Genomic DNA, 21512 nt, shown 5'->3' on the forward strand with positions numbered 1-21512 from the left:
CCGGAAAACCGCTTCGCACTTTTCCGGATCATGCTTTAGCCCGCAGCCCCGGCCCGCTCGAGCTCGATCTCCGTCACCACACGATTACGACCGCCGCCCTTGGCGAGATAGAGCGCGCGGTCGCAACGCTCGATCAGATCCGCGATCGTCTCGCCGACCCGGTATTGCGCCACGCCGATCGACACGCTGATGCCGGGCAGGGTCTCGCCGGTCGAACGACGCGTGATGGTGGCTTCGGCGATTGCGCGCCTGATGCGTTCGGCGATCTCGGCGCAGGCGGCCAGATCGGCGTCCGGCAGCACCGCGATCAGCTCCTCGCCGCCATAGCGGGCCGGCAGATCCTGCGCGCGAACCTTCTCGCGCAGCACCTTGGCCATCAGGCGCAGCACCTGGTCGCCGACACCGTGGCCGAAATTGTCGTTGAAGGACTTGAAGTGGTCGATGTCGAGCAGCAGCACGCTGAGCGGCTCGCCCCATTCCGCCGTCGTCTGCGCCTTGCGCAGGAATTCATCGAGCGCCCGCCGGTTCGCCAGCCCCGTCAGCGTGTCGGTCCGGGCGCGCTGCTCGGATCGCGACAGCGAATCGCGGATCACGTCGAGCTCGCGGGTCTTTTCCGCAAAGCCTGCCTCCAGCCGCGTCGCCCGCGTGGCGGCCCGCGCCAGCTCGTTCATGAGCTGGGCGACCAGCAGCTTTGGATCGACGCCGGCCTTGCCCTGGTCGGCCACCTGGCTGATGACCTGCATCTGCGAATGATTGTCAGCGATCGCCGTCGCCAGAAACTCCTTCGCCGTCCCCATCAGCGCCTGCAGCCGCTCGGACGTGTCGACCACGACGGCACTCACCTGGGGCGCGACGTAGGTCTCGAACAGATCCTGATTGGTTTGGGCGTCGAACGGACGATTGTGATCGATCAGGAGATCGATTGCGTTGCGCAGATCGTCGTGGCCACCTGCGAAATATTGGTACCAGACCGCAAAATTGGCCGGGGTCGGCGCAACCCGCTGTTCGGCCATGCTCCGCATCGCCCGCCCAGCAATGGACGCGGCATAGTCGTAATCGGGATCGTCGAAGCTGGAATCCATTTGCGGTACGCGGCCTTGTCGAGCCGCAAATTGGCATTGACCCCTTAATCACACCCCAACGCGGGCCCTCGTAGTTATGCGGAGGCGTCGCCAAAGTTCCAAAACGCGGCAACCCATTGACCCCCCGAGGTCTTCTATGGCCTAGTCCGCCGTCTTGACGGCCGAACCCACGAAAACCCAACGATTCCATGACCTCCGAACGCTATAACGCCCGCGATGCCGAACCGCGCTGGCAACGCCTCTGGGACGAGCAGGCGATCTTCGTCTCCAAGAACGACGATCCGCGGCCGAAATACTACGTCCTCGAGATGTTCCCCTACCCGTCCGGGCGCATCCATATCGGCCATGTCCGGAATTACACGCTCGGCGACGTGCTGGCCCGCTTCATGCGCGCCAAGGGGTTCAACGTGCTGCATCCGATGGGCTGGGACGCTTTCGGCCTGCCGGCCGAGAACGCCGCGATCGAGCGCAAGGTGGCGCCGAAGGCCTGGACCTACGACAACATCGCCGCGATGAAGAAGCAGCTCCGCTCGATCGGGCTGTCGCTGGACTGGTCCAGGGAGATCGCGACCTGCGATCCCTCCTATTACAAGCACCAGCAGAAGATGTTTCTGGACTTCCTGCGCGCCGGGCTTGCCGAGCGCGAAAAGCGCAAGGTGAACTGGGATCCCGTCGACATGACCGTGCTCGCCAACGAGCAGGTGATCGACGGCCGCGGCTGGCGTTCCGGCGCCGTGGTCGAGCAGCGCGAGATGAACCAGTGGGTCTTCAAGATCACGAAGTACTCGCAGGAGCTGCTGTCGGCGCTGGATGGGCTGGACCGCTGGCCCGACAAGGTGCGGCTGATGCAGCGCAACTGGATCGGCCGCTCCGAGGGCCTGTTGATCCGCTTCGCGCTGGATGCGGCGACGACGCCAGCGGGCGAGAGCGAGCTGAAGATCTTCACCACGCGCCCGGACACGTTGTTCGGCGCCAAGTTCATGGCGATCTCGGCGGATCATCCGCTGGCGCAGGCAGCAGCGGCCAAGAACCCGAAGCTTGCCGAGTTCATTGCCGAGATCAAGAAGATCGGCACCGCGCAGGAGATCATCGACACCGCGGAAAAGCAGGGTTTTGATACCGGCATCCGCGCGGTGCACCCGTTCGATCCCTCCTGGAAGCTGCCGGTCTATGTCGCCAACTTCGTGCTGATGGAATACGGCACCGGCGCCATCTTCGGCTGCCCCGCACACGACCAGCGCGACCTCGACTTCGTCAACAAGTACAATCTCGGCAACACGCCCGTCGTATGCCCGGAAGGTCAGGACCCGAAGAGCTTCGTCATCACCGACACCGCCTATGACGGTGACGGCCGCATGATCAATTCGCGCTTCCTCGACGGCATGACCATCGACGAGGCCAAGGAAGAGGTGGCGAAACGGCTCGAGACCGAGCTGCGCGGCAACGCGCCGGTCGGCGAGCGTCAGGTCAATTTCCGCCTGCGCGACTGGGGCATTTCACGCCAGCGCTATTGGGGCTGCCCGATTCCGATCATTCACTGTCCGAAGTGCGACGTGGTGCCGGTGCCGGATGCCGACCTGCCCGTGAAGCTGCCCGACGATGCGACCTTCGACAAACCGGGCAACGCGCTCGATCATCATCCGACCTGGAAGCACGTCACCTGCCCGCAATGCGGAGGCAAGGCCCAACGCGAAACCGACACCATGGACACCTTCGTGGATTCGTCCTGGTACTTCGCGCGCTTCACCGATCCCTGGAACGAGGCTTCGCCGACGACGCCTGATGTCGCCAACCGGATGCTGCCGGTCGACCAATATATCGGCGGCGTCGAGCACGCGATCCTGCATCTGCTCTACAGCCGCTTCTTCACCCGCGCGATGAAGGCGACGGGGCACATCGCGCTGGACGAACCGTTCGCCGGCATGTTCACGCAAGGCATGGTGGTGCACGAGACCTACCAGAAGGCCGACGGCACCTATGTGCAGCCGGCCGAGGTGAAGGTCGAGATCGGCGGCAACGGACGGCGCGCCACGCTGCTGACGACGGGCGAAGACATCGCGATCGGCCCGATCGAGAAGATGTCCAAGTCGAAGAAGAACACGGTCGACCCCGACGACATCATCGAGACCTATGGCGCCGACGTCGCCCGCTGGTTCATGCTGTCGGACTCCCCGCCCGACCGCGACGTGATCTGGAGCGACGAGCGCGTCCAGGGCGCCTCGCGCTTCGTGCAGCGGCTGTGGCGGCTGGTGAACGATGCCGTCGAACTCGGCAAGGCTGCGCCCGCGGCCCGGCCGGCCAGCTTCGGCCCGGACGCCACCGCTTTGCGCAAGGCCGCCCACGGCGCGCTGGACAAGGTCACCACCGGCATCGAGCGGTTGCATTTCAACGTTTGCCTGGCCCATATCCGCGAATTCACCAATGCATTCTCGGAGGTGCTCCAGCGCCCCGGCCAGCCCGCCCCTGATCTCGCCTGGGCGATCCAGGAGGCCAGCCAGATCCTGGTCCAGCTGTTCTCGCCGATGATGCCGCATCTGGCCGAGGAGTGCTGGCAGGTGCTTTTCAAGAATGGTCTTGGCCGAAAGGGGCTGGTTTCGGAGGCCGATTGGCCCCAAATCGAACGCGATTTGCTGGTTGAAGACAGCGTGACCCTGGTGGTCCAGGTCAACGGCAAGAAGCGGGGTGAGGTCACAGTTGCAACAGCGGCCCAAAATCCGGAAATCGAGGCTGCCGTTTTGGCCCTCGATGCGGTAAAGCTGGCCCTGGACGGCAAGCCCGTCCGCAAGGTGATCATCGTCCCCAAGAGGATCGTGAATGTTGTCGGCTAGGATCCGTATCGCAGCCCGCTTGCTGGCAGTCGCCGCGCTGGCGGCGCTGACGGCCGGCTGCTTCCAGCCGATGTATGCCGAGCGCAGCGACGGCACCCCAGGCCTGCGCGAGAAGCTGATGGGGGTCGAGCTGCCCCCGATCAACAAGTCCAATGCCTCCCGCGAGGCCCGCGTCGGCGTCGAGATCCGCAACGCGCTGGCCTTCAAGCTTTACGGCACCGCGACGGGCATGCCGCCGACCCACCGGCTCGACATCCGCTTCACCACCAGCCGCTCCTCGCTGATCGTCAGCTCCATGACCGGACTGCCGACCAGCGAAAATCTCGGCATCGACGCCCAGTACAATCTGATCGACGTCGCGACCGGCCGGTCGGTGATGAACGGCTCGACGTTCTCGCGCGTGTCCTACGACATGCCCGGCTCCTATCAGCGCTTCTCGCGCACCCGCGCCGTACGCGATGCCGAGGATCGCGCCGCCAACGAGATCGCCGAGAACATCACGACCCGGCTCGCCTCGTTCTTCACTGCGGGCACGTAGTTCGCTCCCGTCGTTCCGGGGCACGCGAAGCGTGAGCCCGGAATCTCGATCCCAAACCTCTGGATTCTCTGGTGCGCAATTGCGCACCGTAGTTCGCGCCACGCGCGCCCGGAACGACGGTTAGCCCCAATGGTCGCACTGCGTGGAAAAGAGATCGACGCCTTCCTCGCCCGCCCTGATGCGGGCCGTCCGATCATCCTGCTCTACGGTCCTGATGCCGGTCTGGTGCGCGAGCGCGCCGATGCGCTGATCGCGTCCAGCGTCGACGATCCCAACGACCCGTTCTCGCTGGTCAAGCTCGACGGCGACGAGCTCTCCGCCGAGCCGTCGCGCCTCGTCGACGAGGCGATGACGGTGCCGCTGTTCGGCGGCCGCCGCGCCATCCGCGTTCGCGCCGGCTCGCGCAGCTTTGCCAGCGGCATCGAGACGCTGGCCGAGATGAACGTGAAGGATTGCCGCATCGTGATCGAGGCCGGCGAGCTCCGCCCGGAATCGCCGCTGCGCAAGACCTGCGAGAAAGCCAAGACGGCGGTCGCGATCGGCTGTTATCCCGACACCGAGCGCGATCTTGCCAAGCTGATGGACGACGAGCTGCGCATCGCGAATTTGCGCATCGCGCAGGACGCCCGCGCGGCGCTGATGTCGTTCCTCGGCGGCGACCGCCAGGCCTCGCGCAACGAGCTGCGCAAGCTGACGCTCTACGCCCACGGCAAGGGTGAGGTCACGCTGGATGACGTCATGGCCGTGGTCGCCGATGCCTCCGAGCTGAAGCTCGATCCGATCGTCGACGGCGCCTTCGCCGGGCGGCCCGACATCGTCGAGACCGAGTTTGCCAAGGCGATGATCGCCGGGACCTACCCCGGCGTGATCATCTCGGCCGCCCAGCGCCAGGCCGCGTGGCTGCACAAATCCGCGCTCGCCATCGCCGACGGCCAGCCTGCCTCCGCGGTGCTCGAGGGCGGCTATCCGCGCCTGCATTTTTCTCGAAAGCCTGCAGTCGAAACCGCGCTGCGCAATTTCAGCCCGGCGCGGCTCGCCGCTGTGATCGAGCAGCTCGCGACCGCCGCGCTCGACACCCGCAAGCAGTCCGCCCTCGCCGCCGCCATCGCCCAGCGCGCGCTGATGGCGATCGCCGCGAACGCGAAACGGCGGGGATAGGCCCCAGCTCTCTCGCCACGTCATTGCGAGCGCAGCTGTCTCCACCCGTCATTGCGAGCGGAGCGAAGCAATCCAGAGTCCCTCGGCGGAAAGATTCTGGATTGCTTCGCTGCGCTCGCAATGACGATGTGGAAATAGTTGCGCGCCCACGCACGCCCTGACGTCCTCGAGCGTGGGAACGACGCCCGAGGATTCGGTCTACAGCGCGCCCTTGGCCAGCCGCTTCATCACCTCGTCGAGCTGATCGAGGTTGCGGTAGTTGATCTGCACGGAGCCGCCGGGATCGCGGTGGTTGACGGTGACCTTGAGGCCGAGCGCGTCGCTGACGCGCTTCTCCAGATCGATCGTGTCGGGGTCCTTTTCCTTGCCCCCGCTGGCGCGCGCCTTCTGCGGCTTGCGCTCTGGCACGCCCTCTTCGTGCGCGAGCGCCTCGGCCTGGCGGACGTTGAGACCTTCCTCGACGATGCGCTTGGCGGCGGCGAGCGGATCGGGCACGCCGATCAACGCGCGGGCGTGGCCGGCCGTCAGCTCGCCGGTCGCGATGAAGGCCTGCACCTCCGCCGGCAGCTTGGTCAGCCGCATCATGTTGGCGACGTGGCTGCGGCTCTTGCCGACGACCTTGGCAATGTCGTCCTGGCTGCGTTTGAACTCGTTGGCGAGCGCGTGATAGCCCTGCGCCTCCTCCATCGGGTTGAGGTCCTCGCGCTGGACGTTCTCGACGATCGCGAATTCCAGCGCGTCGCTGTCGCTGATGTCGACCGGCACGATCGGCACTTCGTGCAGGCCGGCCATCTGCGAGGCGCGCCAGCGTCGTTCGCCGGCGATGATCTCGTAGCGATCCTGCGCGCCCTTCACGGGCCGCACCACGATCGGCTGGATCACGCCATGCTGCTTGATGGAGTCGGAGAGCTCCTTCAGCTCGGTGTCCGAAAACGTGCGGCGCGGGTTGCGCGGATTGGCCTTGATGAATTCGATCGGCACCTTGCGCTGTGCGCGCGGACGATCGACATGCTGGGCCTCGCCGCCGACGTCACCGATCAGACTTGCAAGACCCCGGCCCAGTCGCGAACGCGCTTCGTCGGCCATCGCCAGCTCCCTTGGATTCACGGTGCAGCACTCCAGAACTGAATTATCGTAGGGTGGGCAAAGCGAAGCGTGCCCACCGATTGTGTGCGGAAGACGGTGGGCACGGCGAAGACGCCTTTGCCCACCCTACGGCGGCGTCAATGCGTCGTGCGCAGCTCGCGCTCGCGCTGGATCACTTCGGTGGCAAGCCGCAAATAGGCTTCGCTGCCGACGCATTTGAGATCATAGACCAGCACCGGCTTGCCGTAGGACGGCGCTTCCGAGATGCGCACGTTGCGCGGGATCATGGTCTTGTAGACCTTCTCGCCCATGAACTGGCGGACGTCGGCGACGACCTGGTTCGACAGGTTGTTGCGCGAGTCGAACATGGTCAGCACGATGCCGTGGATCGACAGGTTCGGATTGAGCGTCGAGCGCACCTGCTCGACGGTCTGCAAGAGTTGCGACAGACCTTCGAGCGCGAAGAACTCGCATTGCAGCGGCACCAGGATCGCATCGGAGGCGGCCATCGCGTTGACCGTGAGCAGGTTGAGCGAAGGCGGGCAGTCGATCAGCACATAGGTATAGTCGGCGTCTGGCGAGACGTTGTTGTTGAGCGCGCCGATCGCGTCGCGCAGCTTGAAGGCGCGGCCGGGCGTGGTGCCGAGCTCGAGCTCGAGGCCGGAGAGGTCCATGGTCGAGGGTGCGATGTGCAGCCGAGGCACCGCGGTCGAGACCACGGCTTCACGCAGAGGCGCTTCACCGATCAGCACGTCATAGGTCGAGCAGGAGCGGTTGCGGCGATCGATGCCGAGGCCGGTCGAGGCGTTGCCCTGCGGATCGAGATCGACGATCAGGACGCGCTCGCCAATCGCAGCGAGCGCCGTGCCGAGGTTGATCGCTGTGGTTGTTTTTCCCACACCGCCTTTTTGATTCGCCAGCGCGAGAATGCGCGGATGGCCATGGGGGACCTCATCGGTCTTTTGGGCCGTCTGTTCTTGCTGCGGTTCGTCAATCACGCTCATCGCGATTCCCCACTCACCCCTCAGCCGCGCCGTTCGGCGGCATTGAGCTCCACGATCCACCCGTCGCCCGTGCGGCTTTGGTGGAGCTGCGGCCGAATATTCCAATATTTAGCGGCTTCGGTCAATTCAGCCTCTACATCTTGACCCTTGAGAAATAGCGCCTTTGCGCCTTGGCGCATCAGCGGCTCCGCAAAGCCGATGAGTTGATGTAGCGGAGCCAGTGCACGCGCGGTGACGCAATCGACGGGGCCGGTGATTCTATCCACATTATCCCCGATCTCGGCGAGATGTACGACTCCCGGAGATGTGGTGACGCGGATCGCTTCGCGTAAAAAGGCGGCCTTCTTGGCGATTCGCTCGACGAGATGGACGCTCGCGCCAGGTGCGCCAGCCATGGCACAGGCGAGCACGACCCCGGGAAATCCGCCACCGCTGCCCAGATCGGCCCAGCGTTTTGCGGCCGGCGCAAGATCGACCAGCTGAAGCGAGTCGGCGATGTGCCGGGTCCAGAGCTGCGGCAAGGTCGAGGGCGCGACGAGATTGGTCTTGGCCTGCCACTCCCGCAGCAGCGCGATGTAGCGATCAAGTCGCTCCTCGGCTTCACGTGAAACGGGCGCGAGCTTGAGGGCCGCGGTCTTGTCGGCGGCGATGATGGAATCGAGCGCCTTGTCGTTGGCAACGGCCTTGCTGGCCGTTGGGCTGACCGATCCCGCCTCCATTCGGCGCCCAGCGCCCTCGCCCGCTCCGGGTCGTCGCGTTGGCGGTCGATCCCCGCCCGATCCGCGCTGTTTCACGTGAAACGCCTATGCGATTGGCTTTATGCGATTGCTTTGGAAGTCTTTCGTGCCTCGCGGCGCAGATAGGCCGCGAGAATGCCGAGCGCCGCCGGCGTCATACCGTCGATGCGGCCGGCCTGGCCGACGGTGAAGGGTCGTGCCTTCTCCAGCTTGGCACGCACTTCATTGGAGAGACCGGGAACGAGCTGGTAATCGACGTCCGCCAGCACCATGCCCTCGTCGCGGCGGAAGGCTTCGACGTCGGCGCTCTGGCGCTCCAGATAGACGTCATACTTGGCGTCGATCTCGAGATGGGTCGCGATGACGGGATCGACGGCCGACAGCTCCGGCCAGATCGCGCGGACCTGGCTCCAGCCGATCTCCGGATAGGCCATCAGCTCGAAAGCCGAACGGCGCTGGCCATCCCGGTTCAGCGACAGCCCGTGCTTGATCGCCTCGTTCGGGGTGATGGTCAGGGACTTCGAGAGCGTCCTGGCGGCGTTCAACGCATCCATCTTGGCGCGATGATGCCGGGTTCTGGCGCTGCCGACGCATCCCAGCGCGATGCCCTTCTCCGTCAGGCGCTGATCGGCATTGTCGGCCCGTAGGGTCAGCCGGTACTCGGCGCGCGAGGTGAACATCCGATAGGGCTCGCTGATCCCGCGGGTGACGAGGTCGTCGATCATCACACCGAGATAGCCGTCGGCACGATCGAACACGGTGAGCGCGGCCCCGCTGGCGGAAAGCGCCGCGTTCAGGCCGGCAACAATGCCCTGCCCGGCGGCTTCCTCATATCCGGTGGTGCCGTTGATCTGCCCGGCCAGAAACAGCCCGCGCACACGCTTGGTCTGCAGGGTCGGATCGAGCTCGCGGGCATCGATGTGATCGTACTCGATGGCATAGCCGGGGCGGACCATCTTCACCCGCTCCAGGCCGGGAATGCTGGCAAGGATCGCGAGCTGGACCTCTTCGGGCAGCGAGGTCGAGATGCCGTTGGGATAGACGGTGCTATCATCGAGCCCTTCCGGCTCCAGGAAGATCTGGTGGCCGTCGCGATCGCCGAAGCGGACGATCTTGTCCTCGATCGAGGGGCAATAACGCGGCCCGGAGCTCTTGATCTGGCCGGAGTACATCGGGGAGCGATGGACATTGGCCCGGATCACCTCATGGGTCGCCGGCGTGGTCCGGGTGATCCCGCACTGGATCTGCGGCGTCGTGATCCGCTCGGTCATCACCGAAAACGGCTCCGGCGGCTCGTCGCCGGGCTGCATCTCGACCGCCGACCAGTCGATCGTGGTGCCGTCGAGACGCGGCGGAGTGCCGGTCTTGAGACGTCCGAGGGTAAAGCCGGCGCGCTCGAAAGAGCTGGAAAGGCCCATCGCAGGTGCCTCGCCTGCCCGGCCGGCAGGCCAGTTCTTCTCACCGAGATGAATCAGCCCACGGAGAAAGGTGCCGGTGGTGACGACAACGGCCCCTGCCCGAAGCTCCTGGCCGTCCGCTAGGCGCAGGCCGCTCACCCGGTTATCGACCACGATCAGCTCGTCGGCTTCGTCCTCGATGACGAAGAGGCCTTCGGTCTCCCGGATCGCCGCCTGCATCGCCGCCGCGTAGAGCTTTCGGTCTGCCTGAGCCCGGGGGCCACGCACGGCGGGGCCCTTACGGCGATTGAGAACGCGAAACTGGATGCCGCCGGCATCGCCGACACGGCCCATCAAACCGTCGAGCGCATCGACCTCGCGGACCAGATGGCCCTTGCCGAGCCCACCGATGGCGGGATTGCAGGACATTGCGCCAACCGTGGAGAAACGGTGCGTCACCAGAGCGGTCACCGCACCCATCCGGGCAGCGGCAGCCGCGGCTTCACAGCCGGCGTGGCCGCCGCCAATGACGATGACGTCGAAACTCTCTCGCTCTGTTCGCATGGACGGACTTCTAGCTCAGAGCTGGGAAAGCCGGAAGTGGAAACTCGGGAGCGGCGTTTCACGTGAAACAGGCGCAAGCCCCAAGTCGGAACCATTTTCGCGAAAACAACCCCATGCACAGTAGGAGGTGCATTGATCCATCTGGTGTTTCACGTGAAACAAATACGGGCTCCTGGGCCGAACGATGCTCGACCAGACATCCTTGTCTCGTGCCCTCACCGCGCCTCCGTAGCTGCTGGTCGGGGGGCGCCACGTACCGCGTCATACTCCGTCATGGCGAGCGCGGCGAAGCAATCCAGGATCTCGTGGAGGGAGGCAGTCTGGATTGCTTCGTCGCAAGGGCTCCTCGCAATGACGGGGAGAGAGCGGCGTTTCACGTAAACAAAGCGAGGAGCGCCCATGTTTCACGTGAAACAGAAGAAATGGAACAAGGGCTAGTTCTAGAATCAAGTACTAGCGCTACTTTCCGATGCAGAATTTCTGAAAGATGGCGCCAAGGACGTCCTCAACGTCCACGCGGCCCAAGAGCCGGCCCAAGGCATAGGCCGCTGCTCGCAGCTCTTCGGCCGCGAGCTCCTCGCCGTCTTCTACAAGGTCCAGACTTCGGCGCAAGCTGTCTGAGGCCCGGCTCAACAAGTCTCGCTGGCGGGCCCGGGTCACCATGGCGCCCTCGGTGGTCCCGAAGAACTCGGAAGCGAATCTCACCAGCGCGTCGACCAGCTCGGGGATGCCGTCGCCCCGGCTTGCCGAGATCCCGAACTCGCCGCTTGGCCCCGCTCCACCGCCCCCGCCGAGATCGATCTTGTTGCGCACGATCCAGACCGAGCCGCTGGACGAAGCACCACCGTCCGCGGATGTCCAGCGCGAGCGCATTGTGTCGAGATCGAGGGCTTGCCCGCCCTCCACCAACCACAACACCAGATCGGCGTCCTCGGCTCGCGCGCGGGCCCGGCGCACGCCTTCCTGCTCCACGGGATCATCGGTCTCGCGGATGCCGGCGGTGTCGATGACCGTAACAGGATAGCCATCGAGATCGAGCTGCACCTCGATCACGTCGCGCGTGGTGCCGGCATGCGGCGAGACGATCGCGACCTCGCGGCGCGCCAGCTGGTTGATCAGCGTCGACTTGCCGACATTCGGCTCGCCCGCGATCGCAACCACCAGGCCATCGCGCAGCCGTTCGGAATGTCCCTGTGCCGCAAGCACTTTTGCGATTTCGTCGTGAAGCGCCTTGATCGCTTTCACTGCCGGCGCCCTCAGCTCCGCGGGCACGTCGCCTTCATCGGAAAAATCGATGCCGGCCTCGATCAGCGCGGAGGCCTGGATGATGCGCTCGCGCCAGTCGCGCGCGCGGTCGCCGAGCAGGCCCTGCAGCTGGCGCAGCGCCTGGCGGCGCTGGCGGTCGGTGTCGGCGTGAATGAGGTCGTCGAGCCCCTCGGCCTCGGTCAGGTCGAGCTTGCCATTCTCGAAGGCGCGCCGGGTGAACTCGCCGGGCTCCGCCGCGCGCGTATTCGGAATATCTGAAAAAGCGGCGAAGAGCGCCGCCAGCACCGCCCGGCCGCCATGGACGTGAAATTCGGCAATGTCCTCGCCCGTCGCGCTGGCCGGTCCCGGAAACCAGAGCACGACCGCATCGTCGATCGGCTGGCCTGCGCCGTCCCGGAGCAGCCGCCGGCTCGCCTGTCGCGGCGCCGGCAACCGGCCCGCAAGCGTCGTCAGCACCAGGCCTGCTTGCGAGCCGGAGACGCGCACCACCGCGATCGCGCTGGGCGCCCGGCCGGATGACAGCGCAAAGATGGTCTGGTCTCGCGGATGCATGGCCTATTTGTGCGGCTGCCGGTGAAAAGGCAAACATCCGTTTTTAGCCTGGCCAGCGGCTGGATTTTGCCGCACCAGATCTCGCAACAACTTATGCTGCATTGCAATAGTCTCGCAGCATTTTTGCTGCAAGAATGCGCCCCCGCGCAGGAGACAGGCCGGCGGAAATTCAAGTATTATTGTAAGATATCAATAGATTAAAAGATGCCCGAGCTCCGGTGGCTGATACCATTCATGCTGCACTATGCTGCAGCAAAGCCGCAACAAAAAGGGCGCCCGAAGGCGCCCTCTGATCTTGCTGCAGTGCAACTCAGGTGTTCATGGAGTCGAAGAACTCCGAATTGCTCTTGGTCGAGCGCAGCTTGTCGAGCAGGAAGTCGATCGCGTCCATCGTACCCATCGGATTGAGGATGCGGCGGAGCACGTACATCTTCTTGAGCACCTGCGGATCGGTGATGAGCTCCTCCTTGCGGGTGCCGGAGCGCGAGATATCGATCGCCGGGAAGGTGCGCTTGTCCGAGACCTTGCGGTCCAGGATCAGCTCGGAGTTACCGGTACCCTTGAACTCTTCGAAGATGACTTCGTCCATGCGGCTGCCGGTATCGACCAGCGCCGTCGCGATGATGGTCAGCGAGCCGCCCTCCTCGATGTTGCGGGCCGCGCCGAAGAAGCGCTTCGGGCGCTGCAGCGCGTTGGCGTCGACACCGCCGGTCAGCACCTTGCCGGATGACGGCACCACGGTGTTGTAGGCGCGGCCGAGGCGCGTGATCGAATCGAGCAGGATCACGACGTCGCGGCCGTGCTCGACCAGGCGTTTTGCCTTCTCGATCACCATCTCGGCGACCTGAACGTGGCGCACCGCCGGCTCGTCGAAGGTCGAGGACACCACTTCGCCCTTCACCGAGCGTTGCATGTCCGTGACTTCTTCCGGACGCTCGTCGATCAAGAGCACGATCAGATAGCATTCGGGATGATTGTGGGTGATCGAGTGCGCGATGTTCTGCATCAGCACGGTCTTACCGGTCCGCGGCGGCGCCACGATCAATGCGCGCTGACCCTTGCCGATGGGCGCAACGATGTCGATCACGCGTGCAGACAGGTCTTTCCGCGTCGGATCGTCGATCTCCATGCGGAAACGCTGATTCGGAAACAGCGGCGTGAGGTTATCGAAATTGACCTTGTGCTTGGCCTTTTCCGGGTCCTCGAAATTGAGCGTGTTGACCTTCAGCAGCGCGAAGTAGCGCTCGCCCTCTTTCGGGCTGCGGATATGACCTTCGATGGTGTCGCCGGTGCGCAGGCCGAAACGGCGGATCTGCGAGGGCGAAACGTAGATATCGTCCGGACCCGGCAGATAATTCGCATCGGGCGAGCGGAGGAAGCCGAAGCCGTCGGAGAGCACCTCGACGACGCCCTCGCCGACGATATCGGTCTCGGCCAGCGAGAGCTGCTTGAGGATGGCGAACAGCAGCTCCTGCTTGCGCATGGTGCTGGCGTTTTCGACCCCGTTCTCTTCCGCGAACGAGACGAGCTCGGCCGGGGTTTTCGACTTGAGGTCCTGGAGTTTGATTTCCCGCATTGGGGTGGTCCTGTGGGGTAACCTGAAAAAGAGGGGGGTGCGAGGTGGCTCTGAAATGCGGACGCGAGCAGGTGCAGGTAAGGTCCGCAGGTCTGGCAAGGTTAAGCGCCGGTGAGGCTTCAAACCTGATGCGGTGTCCGGCCTCTGGAAGGCTCGGACACAACCACATCCGCCTGCGTTGGGTGGGATATCGCTAATATAGAAAATCGCTCAACGCTCCGCAAGCCGAAGCGCTGAGCTAATCGCCGCGCGGTTTGCCTAGAACGGCTTCACGATCACCATGACGACGATGAAAATCATCAGGACGGTCGGCACCTCATTGATAATCCGATAGAATTTCTGGCTTCGTGGACGCTTATCAGCGGCAAAATCCTTGACCCAGCGGGAAAAAAAGCCGTGGACCGCCGATAGCACCAGGACCAGTGCCAGTTTTACGTGCAGCCAGCCGAACGAGAACCAATGTCCGGACCAGGCGAGATAGAGCCCGGCGAGCCAGGTGACCATCATCGCGGGGTTGATGATCGCCTTGAGCAGCCGGCGTTCCATGACCTTGAACGTCTCGGACTGCTTCGAGCCGATTTCGGCCTCGCAGTGATAGACGAACAGCCGCGGCAAATAGAGCATGCCGGCCATCCAGGAGATGACGGCGATCACGTGCAGCGCCTTGATCCAGAGATAGACGTCTTCGAACATTTCGACGGTCCGGGTTGCTGTCCAGCTCGGGAGCGCTGGGGATAGTAAGAACTCGTTAAGGTCTTACCCCGCACACATATCCGTCCGTAGCGCCTTCCTCAAATCTAGAATCTTAGATTCTTAAGGTTTGAGTCTATGTGACCGTGGATTGGACTCACGCAATTCCGTCCGCGCGTTCGCGCGCGCTTGTTCACATCCATCCACATATTCCGGACAGCCTTTGTCGACTTCCGATAAGTCAGTCGGCTTCAAAGGCTTGCGCGTTTGTATCGGCAGCTTATCAAGGGACTTGTCCGCGCAATCCCGTTTCCCTCTCGGTGGGGCGCCGGACTTGTCCTGACCGGCAGCAGTGTGAAGAAAATCGCCGCTTGTCCCGCCCCTGGTGTCGCGCATCCCTTTCCGAGAGGTTAAGCTCCACAGAAATCCACAAACCACCCCAACGAAATTCAAAGGGTTTTTGTGCCGACCTCGAACAATTATTTCCATCTCCACCTGGTCTCGGACTCCACGGGTGAAACGCTCATCACCGTGGCGCGCGCGGTCGCGGCCCAATACGCCAACGTGACGCCGGTCGAGCACGTCTATCCGCTGGTGCGCAGCCAGAAGCAGCTCGACCGCGTGCTCGACGAGATCGAGGAAGCACCGGGGATCGTGCTGTTCACGCTGCTCGAGAAGGATCTGGTCGCCAGACTCGAGGACAAGTGCAAGCAGATCAATGTTCCGAGCCTCTCGATCATCGGGCCGGTGATGCAGCTGTTCGAAGCCTATCTGGGCGCTGCGACCACCGGCCGTGTCGGCGCCCAGCACGTGCTCAACGCGGAATATTTCAAGCGCATCGACGCACTGAACTACACGATGATCCATGACGACGGTCAGCATGTCGAAGGTCTCGACGAGGCCGATGTGGTCCTGGTCGGCGTGTCCCGGACCTCGAAGACACCGACTTCGATCTATCTCGCCAATCGCGGTATCCGCACCGCCAACGTGCCGCTGGTGCCGGGCATCCCCGTGCCCTCGCAATTGGAGACGCTGACGCGGCCGCTGGTCGTCAGCCTGCACGCGACGCCGGAACGCCTGATTCAGATCCGTCAGAATCGCCTGCTTTCCATGGGCGCCGAGTCCGGCAGCGATACCTACACCGACAAGCAGTCGGTCACCGAGGAGGTCGCGTTCGCGCGCAAGCTGAGCGCCAAGCACGACTGGCCGCTGCTGGACGTCACGCGCCGCTCCATCGAGGAAACCGCGGCGGCGATCATGAAGCTGTATAGCGACCGCCAGCGCAACCGGCCGTCCGAGTAAGTGTCGCCGATGAGTTTGTGGCGCGGCAAAAGTCCGTTGATCCTGGCCTCGCAAAGCAGCGCGCGCAAAATGCTGCTGGCCAATGCCGGGCTCGATTTCGTAGCTGTCACCGCTGATATCGACGAGCGCGGCATTCAGGCCGCGTCAAAACTTTCGGATCCGCGCGAGATCGGCCTGTTGCTGGCGCGCGAGAAGGCCAAGGCGGTCTCTGCCGGTCATCCCGGACACTTTGTGATCGGCGCCGACCAGACGCTGGCCCTCGGGAACCGTCTCTTCAACAAACCGGCCGGCCGCGCCCAGGCGCTGGCGCAATTGCGCGATCTCGCCGGTCAGACGCACGAGCTGAATTCAGCCGTCGCCGTGGCGCAGGATGGCAGGATCGTGTTCGAGGACGTTTCCGTGGCGCGCATGACCATGCGGCCCATGAGCGAAGCCGAGCTTTCGGCCTATCTCGACGCCGCCGGCGAGGCGGTGACCAGAAGCGTCGGTGCCTATCAGCTCGAGGGCCTCGGCATCCATCTGTTCGAGCGCATCGAGGGCGACCATTTCACCATTCTCGGCCTACCGCTGCTGCCGCTGCTTGCGTATCTGCGGAGCGAGAAGCTAATTGCGGTGTAGATGCGACAGAAGGCTGGGTGCTGATGCGGATTCTCGGACTGACTGGCTCGATCGGGATGGGCAAATCCACCACCGCGAAATTGTTCGCGGAGGCCGGCGTTCCCGTCTACGACGCCCGATGCCGCCGTGCATCAGCTCTATGAGGGTGAGGCTGCCCCCGCAATCGAGGCCGCCTTCCCCGGCACCACCGCGAATGGCAAGGTCGACCGGCAAAAGCTGTCGGCGCGCGTCGTGCACGATCCCGCCGCCATCAAGCAGCTCGAGCAGATCGTTCATCCCATGCTCGGCGCTTCCCGGCAGAAATTCTTTGCCGATGCCGAGGCAGCCAAGGTGCCGGTCGTCGTGCTGGACATCCCGCTGCTGTTCGAGACCGGCGGCGAGAAGCGGGTCGATGCCGTGGTCGTGGTCTCGACCTCGCCGGAACTTCAGCGCCAGCGGGTGCTGGCGCGCGGCACGATGGACGAGCCCAAGCTCGATGCCATCATCGCCAAGCAGATGCCGGATGCCGAGAAGCGCAAGCGGGCCGATTTCGTGGTGGATACCTCACACGGCCTTGACCCGGTGCGCGCCCAAATCGCGCACATCCTGGCCGAGGTCGTTAAGATGCCGCAGCGGCGGATCTGATTCGCCACCTCACACGGCTTCTTAAAGACATGCGCGAAATCGTCCTCGACACTGAAACCACCGGCCTCGATCCGCTGCGCGGCGATCGACTGGTCGAGATCGGCTGCGTCGAGATCTTCAACCGCATGCCGACCGGACAGACGTACCACGTCTATATCAACCCTGAGCGGGACATGCCGGCGGAAGCGTTTGCGGTGCACGGATTGTCGTCCGAATTCCTGGCGACGAAGCCGTTGTTCCACGAGGTCGTCGACGACTTTCTCGCGTTCATTGGCGACGCCCCGCTGGTGATCCACAACGCCTCGTTCGATATCGGCTTCATCAATGCCGAGCTCGACCGCATCGAGCGCGCTGCGATCCCGCGCGAGCGCCTGGTCGATACGCTGCTGCTGGCGCGTCGCAAGCATCCCGGCGTGTCCAACCGGCTCGACGATCTCTGCTCGCGCTATTCGATCGACAATTCACACCGCACCAAGCACGGCGCGCTGCTGGACGCCGAGCTGCTCGCCGAGGTCTATGTCGACCTGGTTGGAGCGCGGCAGTCGCAGCTGCTGCTGGCCTCGGACACCGAGGAGATCAGGGTCAACAGCGCCGGCGATGTGCCGCGGCGGCAACGTCTGGTGCCGCTCGCGCCGCGGATTTCTGAAGCCGAGCGCGAGGCCCATCGGGCCTTTATCGCGACCATGGGCGACAAGGCGATCTGGAACGAGTACCTGCCCGCTCCAGCCGTGGCGGTCGCCGCTCAGGCCTGACCGGCTTGACCCTGAGCGGCCATTTGTCGCTCCATGTTCTGGCGGTACAGACCGACGAAGTCGACCGGATCCAGCATCAGCGGTGGGAACCCGCCGTCGCGCACCGCGGTGGCGATGATCTCGCGTGCGAACGGGAACAAGAGGCGCGGGCACTCGATCATGACCAGCGGATGCAGGTTCTCCTTGGGCACGTTGACGATCCGGAACACGCCGGCATAGGCGAGCTCGAACGAGAACATCACTTTACCTGCGGTCTCGGCCTTGCCCTCGACCGACAACGTCACCTCGAATTCCTGTTCGCTGAGATTGTTGGCGCTGACGTTGATCTGGATGTTGATCTGCGGCGGCTGGCTCTGCTGCTGGAGCGAGCCGGGCGCGTTGGGATTTTCGAACGAGAGGTCCTTGGTATATTGCGCCAGCACGTTGAGCTGGGGAGCCTGGGCCGCCTCGGGAGGGGTGCCGTTACCGTTGGTCATGAAAGTGTCTCCTTACCCGATTGGGGCTGAATTTCGCGGCGGTTGGCTAACATAGGGCCGGCTCGTTCCACAAGGACGAACGGTCCCGGACCGGGAATTCGGCCCGCGCTCGCGCCTTGGGCGCTCATCCTGCCTTTTCCGCGAAATTTCGCCTTAAACGATTGAAGATGCGCGATTTCCGGCCAGGATCGGGTTTCCCCTTAAGCATAAAACGCGCTACACTTGGCGCTGTGCCAAAAGGCGCCATTGGCCGGGCAAGATTTCGTGCCTACATCCCACGGACCTGACGCGGACCTAATATGGTGATGTAGACTTGCCGTTTCCGAAAGGAACGGTCTACTGGCCGGATTGATTTTCCCGGCAACGAGCCCTGAAAAGACCAGAAAGCGGATACGACGTGGACATCTACACCATCATATTCCTGGCGCTGGCCGTCTTCATCTTCTTGCGGCTGCGTAGCGTGCTGGGGCAGCGCACGGGCAATGAGCGGCCGCCGTTCGATCGCACCGCCGCCCGCAATGCGCTGGGAGGTGCCCAGGACAACAACGTCGTGACCGTGCCGGGCAAGGTGATCGACCAGGCGCCGCTGGCGCCGACGGCCGAGCCGACCGCACCGGCCGATCGCTGGAAGGGGCTGGCCGAGCCGGGCACTGCGCTGGCGCAGGGTCTCGATTCCATCGTCGAGAAAGACTCCAGCTTCGACCCGCGCCATTTCCTCTCGGGCGCGCGCGGCGCCTACGAGATGATCGTGCTGGCTTTCGCCAATGGCGACCGCCGCGCGCTGCGCGATCTGTTGTCGTCGGACGTCTATGACAGCTTCGACGCCGCGATCAAGGAACGCGAGAGGAACGAGCAGAAGACCGAGACGCGCTTCGTCTCAATCGACAAGGCCGAGCTCGTCGGCGCCGAGCTGCGCGACCGCAACGCGCAGCTGACCGTGCGCTTCGTCTCGCAGATGATCTCGGTCACCCGCGACAAGACCGGCAACATCGTCGATGGCAGCGCCGAGACGGTCGCCGACATCACCGATATCTGGACCTTCGCCCGCGACACCTCCTCTCGCGATCCGAACTGGAAGCTGGTTGGCACCGGAAGCGCGAATTAAGACTTTCCTGAAGAACAGCGCGACGGCGCTTTGCGCAGGCGCCGTCGTGCTGTCGTCGTTTTCGCTCGGTGCCGAGGCGGCGCGGCGTCATCACCGCAGTCACTACCATCATCTGCCGCGAACGCCTGCCGCTCCGCCGCGGGCCTTGCCCTATCCACAGCTCTCCCTGCCGTTCGAAATTCCCGGCGCGCAATATCTGCCGCTGGCCTGGGCAGACGTGAAGGGTTGGGGCGACGACAATCATCTCGCGGCGTACAAGACCTTCCGCGCCAGCTGCAAACCGATCAATGCGCAGAACGGCGCGGCCGAGCCCAAGGCTGAACCGAAGGCTTTGGGTGCTTCGCTGGGTGAGCCCTGCCGAGCCGCCAAGACGCTCGATCTCACCGACGACGGCAAAGCGAAGACCTTCTTCGAGGAGAATTTTGCGCCGCTGCGGATCTCGCGGCTCGGCGAGCCCGACGGCTTCGTGACCGGCTATTACGAGCCGGTGCTGGAGGGATCGCGGACACAGACCGATGTCTACAACGTGCCGGTCTATCGCCGCCCCTCGAACCTGTTCGTGCGCGGCTACAAGCAGGACTCGGTCAGCCTGCCCAACAAGGGCCCGGTCTATCGCAAGATCGGCCGCCGCAAGCTGGTGCCCTATTACGACCGCGGCGAGATCGAGGATGGCAAGATCGCCGGCCGCGGGCTCGAGATCGCCTGGCTGAAGGATCCGACCGATCTGTTGTTCGCCCAGATCCAAGGCTCGGCGCGGATCAAGTTCGAGGACGGCAGCTCGGTTCGGCTCAATTACGACGCCTATAACGGCTATCCCTACACGGCGGTCGGTCGCATCCTGATCGAGCGCGGCATCATTCCGAGGGAAGAGATGTCGATGCAGAAGATCAGGGAATGGATGACGCAGAATCCTGAAGGCGCCAAGGAGCTGCGCCGCGCGAACCGCGCCTACATCTTCTTCCGCGAGGTCAACCTCTCCGACAAGGAGGAGGCCGTCGGCGCGCAAGGCATTCCCTTGACGGCGGGGCGCTCGATCGCGGTCGACAAATCGCTTCATGTATACGGCACGCCGTTCTTCATCGAGGGTGAGCTGCCGATCGAGTCCGAGCGCGCCAAGACGCCGTTCCACCGGCTGATGATCGCGCAGGACACCGGCTCGGCCATCATCGGTCCCGCGCGCGCCGATCTGTTTTTCGGCGCCGGCGCAGATGCTGGCCGCGTCTCCGGCCGGCTGCGCCACCCCATGCATTTCGTGATGCTGGTGCCGAAGAGCCTCGATCCCGCCCCGCGAGCCGCGAAGCTGCCGATCCCGGACCCCAGGCCCTCGGAGAAGATCGCAAAGCTGTTTCCGCAGACCGATCCGGCAAAGACCGGCACGCCTGTCGCCGCGGCGGCGCAAGGCAAGAGCGAAACGGTCGCCGTCGCCGGCCCCGTTCCGCTGCCGGTGCCGCGTCCCGCGATCGAGCCTGCCCCTGAGCCGCGTCGTCCGGCGAAGAATCGTCCTCATCGCCCGCAATGAAACGACCGTCCCGTCCGCCCGTGCTGGAGCCTCGCCCCTCGCCGCGCCGTCGCGCGCTGAGCGAGGAAGAGCGCGAGCTGTGGGATCTCGTTGCAAAGCATGTCAAGCCGCTGCGGAAGCATCGCGCCGCCAAGGCGCATGCCCCGCGCGCCGAGCCTTCGCCCGGGACCCAGGTGACCAGGACTTCGCTACCGGCAAGGCCGGTTGCCGCTGCACCGGCGCCGCGCGCCGCAAAGCCGTCGATTCCGCCGCTTGCGCCGCTCGGCAAGCGCGAGCGGATAAAGCTGTCGCGCGGCCGCAGCGAGATCGACGCGCGGCTCGACCTGCACGGCATGACCCAGATGCGTGCCCATCGCGCGCTGGCCGGCTTCCTGCACCGCGCGCATCAGGACGGCCTCACTTTCGTGCTCGTCATCACCGGCAAGGGACGCAGCGGCGGCGAAAGCGGTGTGCTCCGCCGCCAGGTACCGGAATGGCTCAGCCTGCCCGAATTCCGCGCCTTCGTCGTCGGCTTCGAGGAAGCCGCGATCGGCCATGGCGGCGAGGGCGCGCTGTATGTGCGGATCAGGCGGGCGCGAGGGTAGAGAGTTCTGGCAGCGGCGAGTTCGGTGCAACCTCTCCCGCTTGCGGGAGAGGTC

At 64.4% G+C, this 21512-nt stretch carries 18 protein-coding genes and 1 pseudogene; 10 read left to right on the forward strand and 9 right to left on the reverse strand.

The genetic code is table 11. The features are described 5' to 3' along the window. Positions 1-35: 35 nt before the first annotated feature. On the reverse strand, positions 36-1082 hold the full coding sequence (locus AB7M16_RS18945; protein ID WP_453944828.1) for a GGDEF domain-containing protein: 1047 nt from the start codon (positions 1080-1082) through the stop codon (positions 36-38). Between the two features lie 188 nt (positions 1083-1270). Here AB7M16_RS18945 and leuS point away from each other — a divergent pair, with 188 nt between their 5' ends. The 3 genes from leuS (at position 1271) to holA (ending at position 5606) form a co-directional block, all read left to right on the forward strand. Beyond that, entirely contained in the window at positions 1271-3910 is a 2640-nt protein-coding gene (gene leuS, locus AB7M16_RS18950) for a leucine--tRNA ligase (RefSeq protein ID WP_453944830.1), read from the forward strand. Continuing rightward, complete coding sequence (gene lptE, locus AB7M16_RS18955) at positions 3897-4448, forward strand: LPS assembly lipoprotein LptE (RefSeq protein WP_172787832.1); 552 nt, start codon at positions 3897-3899, stop codon at positions 4446-4448. Before leuS ends, lptE begins: the two co-directional genes overlap by 14 nt. A gap of 129 nt (positions 4449-4577) precedes the next feature. Continuing rightward, positions 4578-5606: a DNA polymerase III subunit delta gene (holA, locus tag AB7M16_RS18960; protein ID WP_439365076.1), complete on the forward strand. Its 1029-nt coding sequence runs from the start codon at positions 4578-4580 to the stop codon at positions 5604-5606. 198 nt (positions 5607-5804) lie between these two features. Here holA and AB7M16_RS18965 read toward each other — a convergent pair whose 3' ends face one another. From AB7M16_RS18965 to hemJ, 7 genes are all read right to left on the reverse strand, one after another. Continuing rightward, positions 5805-6692: a ParB/RepB/Spo0J family partition protein gene (locus AB7M16_RS18965; protein ID WP_212257855.1), complete on the reverse strand. Its 888-nt coding sequence runs from the start codon at positions 6690-6692 to the stop codon at positions 5805-5807. A gap of 137 nt (positions 6693-6829) precedes the next feature. Then, the gene (locus tag AB7M16_RS18970) at positions 6830-7696 is read right to left on the reverse strand and encodes a ParA family protein (protein ID WP_260381464.1); all 867 of its coding nucleotides are present in this window, start codon (positions 7694-7696) and stop codon (positions 6830-6832) included. A 20-nt stretch (positions 7697-7716) separates the two neighbouring features. Next, positions 7717-8415: a 16S rRNA (guanine(527)-N(7))-methyltransferase RsmG gene (gene rsmG, locus AB7M16_RS18975; RefSeq protein ID WP_453944834.1), complete on the reverse strand. Its 699-nt coding sequence runs from the start codon at positions 8413-8415 to the stop codon at positions 7717-7719. Positions 8416-8513: 98 nt separating this feature from the next. Further along, the gene (gene mnmG / locus AB7M16_RS18980; RefSeq protein WP_453944836.1) at positions 8514-10394 is read right to left on the reverse strand and encodes a tRNA uridine-5-carboxymethylaminomethyl(34) synthesis enzyme MnmG; all 1881 of its coding nucleotides are present in this window, start codon (positions 10392-10394) and stop codon (positions 8514-8516) included. A gap of 459 nt (positions 10395-10853) precedes the next feature. Then, positions 10854-12212 (reverse strand): tRNA uridine-5-carboxymethylaminomethyl(34) synthesis GTPase MnmE, encoded by a 1359-nt coding sequence (gene mnmE, locus AB7M16_RS18985; RefSeq protein WP_453944838.1) that lies wholly within the window; start codon positions 12210-12212, stop codon positions 10854-10856. A 310-nt stretch (positions 12213-12522) separates the two neighbouring features. Beyond that, entirely contained in the window at positions 12523-13788 is a 1266-nt protein-coding gene (rho, locus tag AB7M16_RS18990; RefSeq protein WP_011083462.1) for a transcription termination factor Rho, read from the reverse strand. 258 nt (positions 13789-14046) lie between these two features. After that, positions 14047-14481: a protoporphyrinogen oxidase HemJ gene (hemJ, locus tag AB7M16_RS18995; protein WP_172787825.1), complete on the reverse strand. Its 435-nt coding sequence runs from the start codon at positions 14479-14481 to the stop codon at positions 14047-14049. Between the two features lie 459 nt (positions 14482-14940). Between hemJ and AB7M16_RS19000 the strand changes: the two genes are divergently transcribed. From AB7M16_RS19000 to dnaQ, 4 genes and pseudogenes are all read left to right on the forward strand, one after another. Beyond that, positions 14941-15780, forward strand: a complete 840-nt coding sequence (locus tag AB7M16_RS19000; RefSeq protein ID WP_100233242.1) for a pyruvate, water dikinase regulatory protein — start codon at positions 14941-14943, stop codon at positions 15778-15780. Between the two features lie 9 nt (positions 15781-15789). Further along, positions 15790-16398 carry a Maf family protein gene (locus AB7M16_RS19005; protein WP_453944841.1) on the forward strand — a complete coding sequence of 203 codons (609 nt, stop codon included), beginning with the start codon at positions 15790-15792 and terminating at the stop codon, positions 16396-16398. 23 nt (positions 16399-16421) lie between these two features. Then, a pseudogene (gene coaE / locus AB7M16_RS19010) lies at positions 16422-17022 on the forward strand (dephospho-CoA kinase). Beyond that, the gene (dnaQ, locus tag AB7M16_RS19015) at positions 17022-17774 is read left to right on the forward strand and encodes a DNA polymerase III subunit epsilon (RefSeq protein ID WP_453947224.1); all 753 of its coding nucleotides are present in this window, start codon (positions 17022-17024) and stop codon (positions 17772-17774) included. Before coaE ends, dnaQ begins: the two are co-directional and overlap by 1 nt. Here dnaQ and secB read toward each other — a convergent pair. Continuing rightward, positions 17765-18250: a protein-export chaperone SecB gene (gene secB, locus AB7M16_RS19020; RefSeq protein ID WP_172787821.1), complete on the reverse strand. Its 486-nt coding sequence runs from the start codon at positions 18248-18250 to the stop codon at positions 17765-17767. The genes dnaQ and secB overlap by 10 nt on opposite strands. A gap of 397 nt (positions 18251-18647) precedes the next feature. Here secB and AB7M16_RS19025 point away from each other — a divergent pair, with 397 nt between their 5' ends. From AB7M16_RS19025 to AB7M16_RS19035, 3 genes are read left to right on the forward strand one after another with little or no spacing between them, the layout of a single operon-like run. Beyond that, on the forward strand, positions 18648-19355 hold the full coding sequence (locus AB7M16_RS19025; RefSeq protein WP_212257849.1) for a Tim44/TimA family putative adaptor protein: 708 nt from the start codon (positions 18648-18650) through the stop codon (positions 19353-19355). Then, positions 19333-20874 (forward strand): MltA domain-containing protein, encoded by a 1542-nt coding sequence (locus tag AB7M16_RS19030; RefSeq protein WP_453944843.1) that lies wholly within the window; start codon positions 19333-19335, stop codon positions 20872-20874. The genes AB7M16_RS19025 and AB7M16_RS19030 overlap by 23 nt, the downstream gene beginning before the upstream one ends. Next, positions 20871-21458, forward strand: coding sequence for a Smr/MutS family protein (locus tag AB7M16_RS19035; RefSeq protein WP_453944845.1), 588 nt, complete (start codon positions 20871-20873; stop codon positions 21456-21458). The genes AB7M16_RS19030 and AB7M16_RS19035 overlap by 4 nt, the downstream gene beginning before the upstream one ends. Positions 21459-21512: the final 54 nt, after the last annotated feature.

The sequence above is a fragment of the Bradyrhizobium sp. USDA 372 genome (assembly GCF_053629095.1).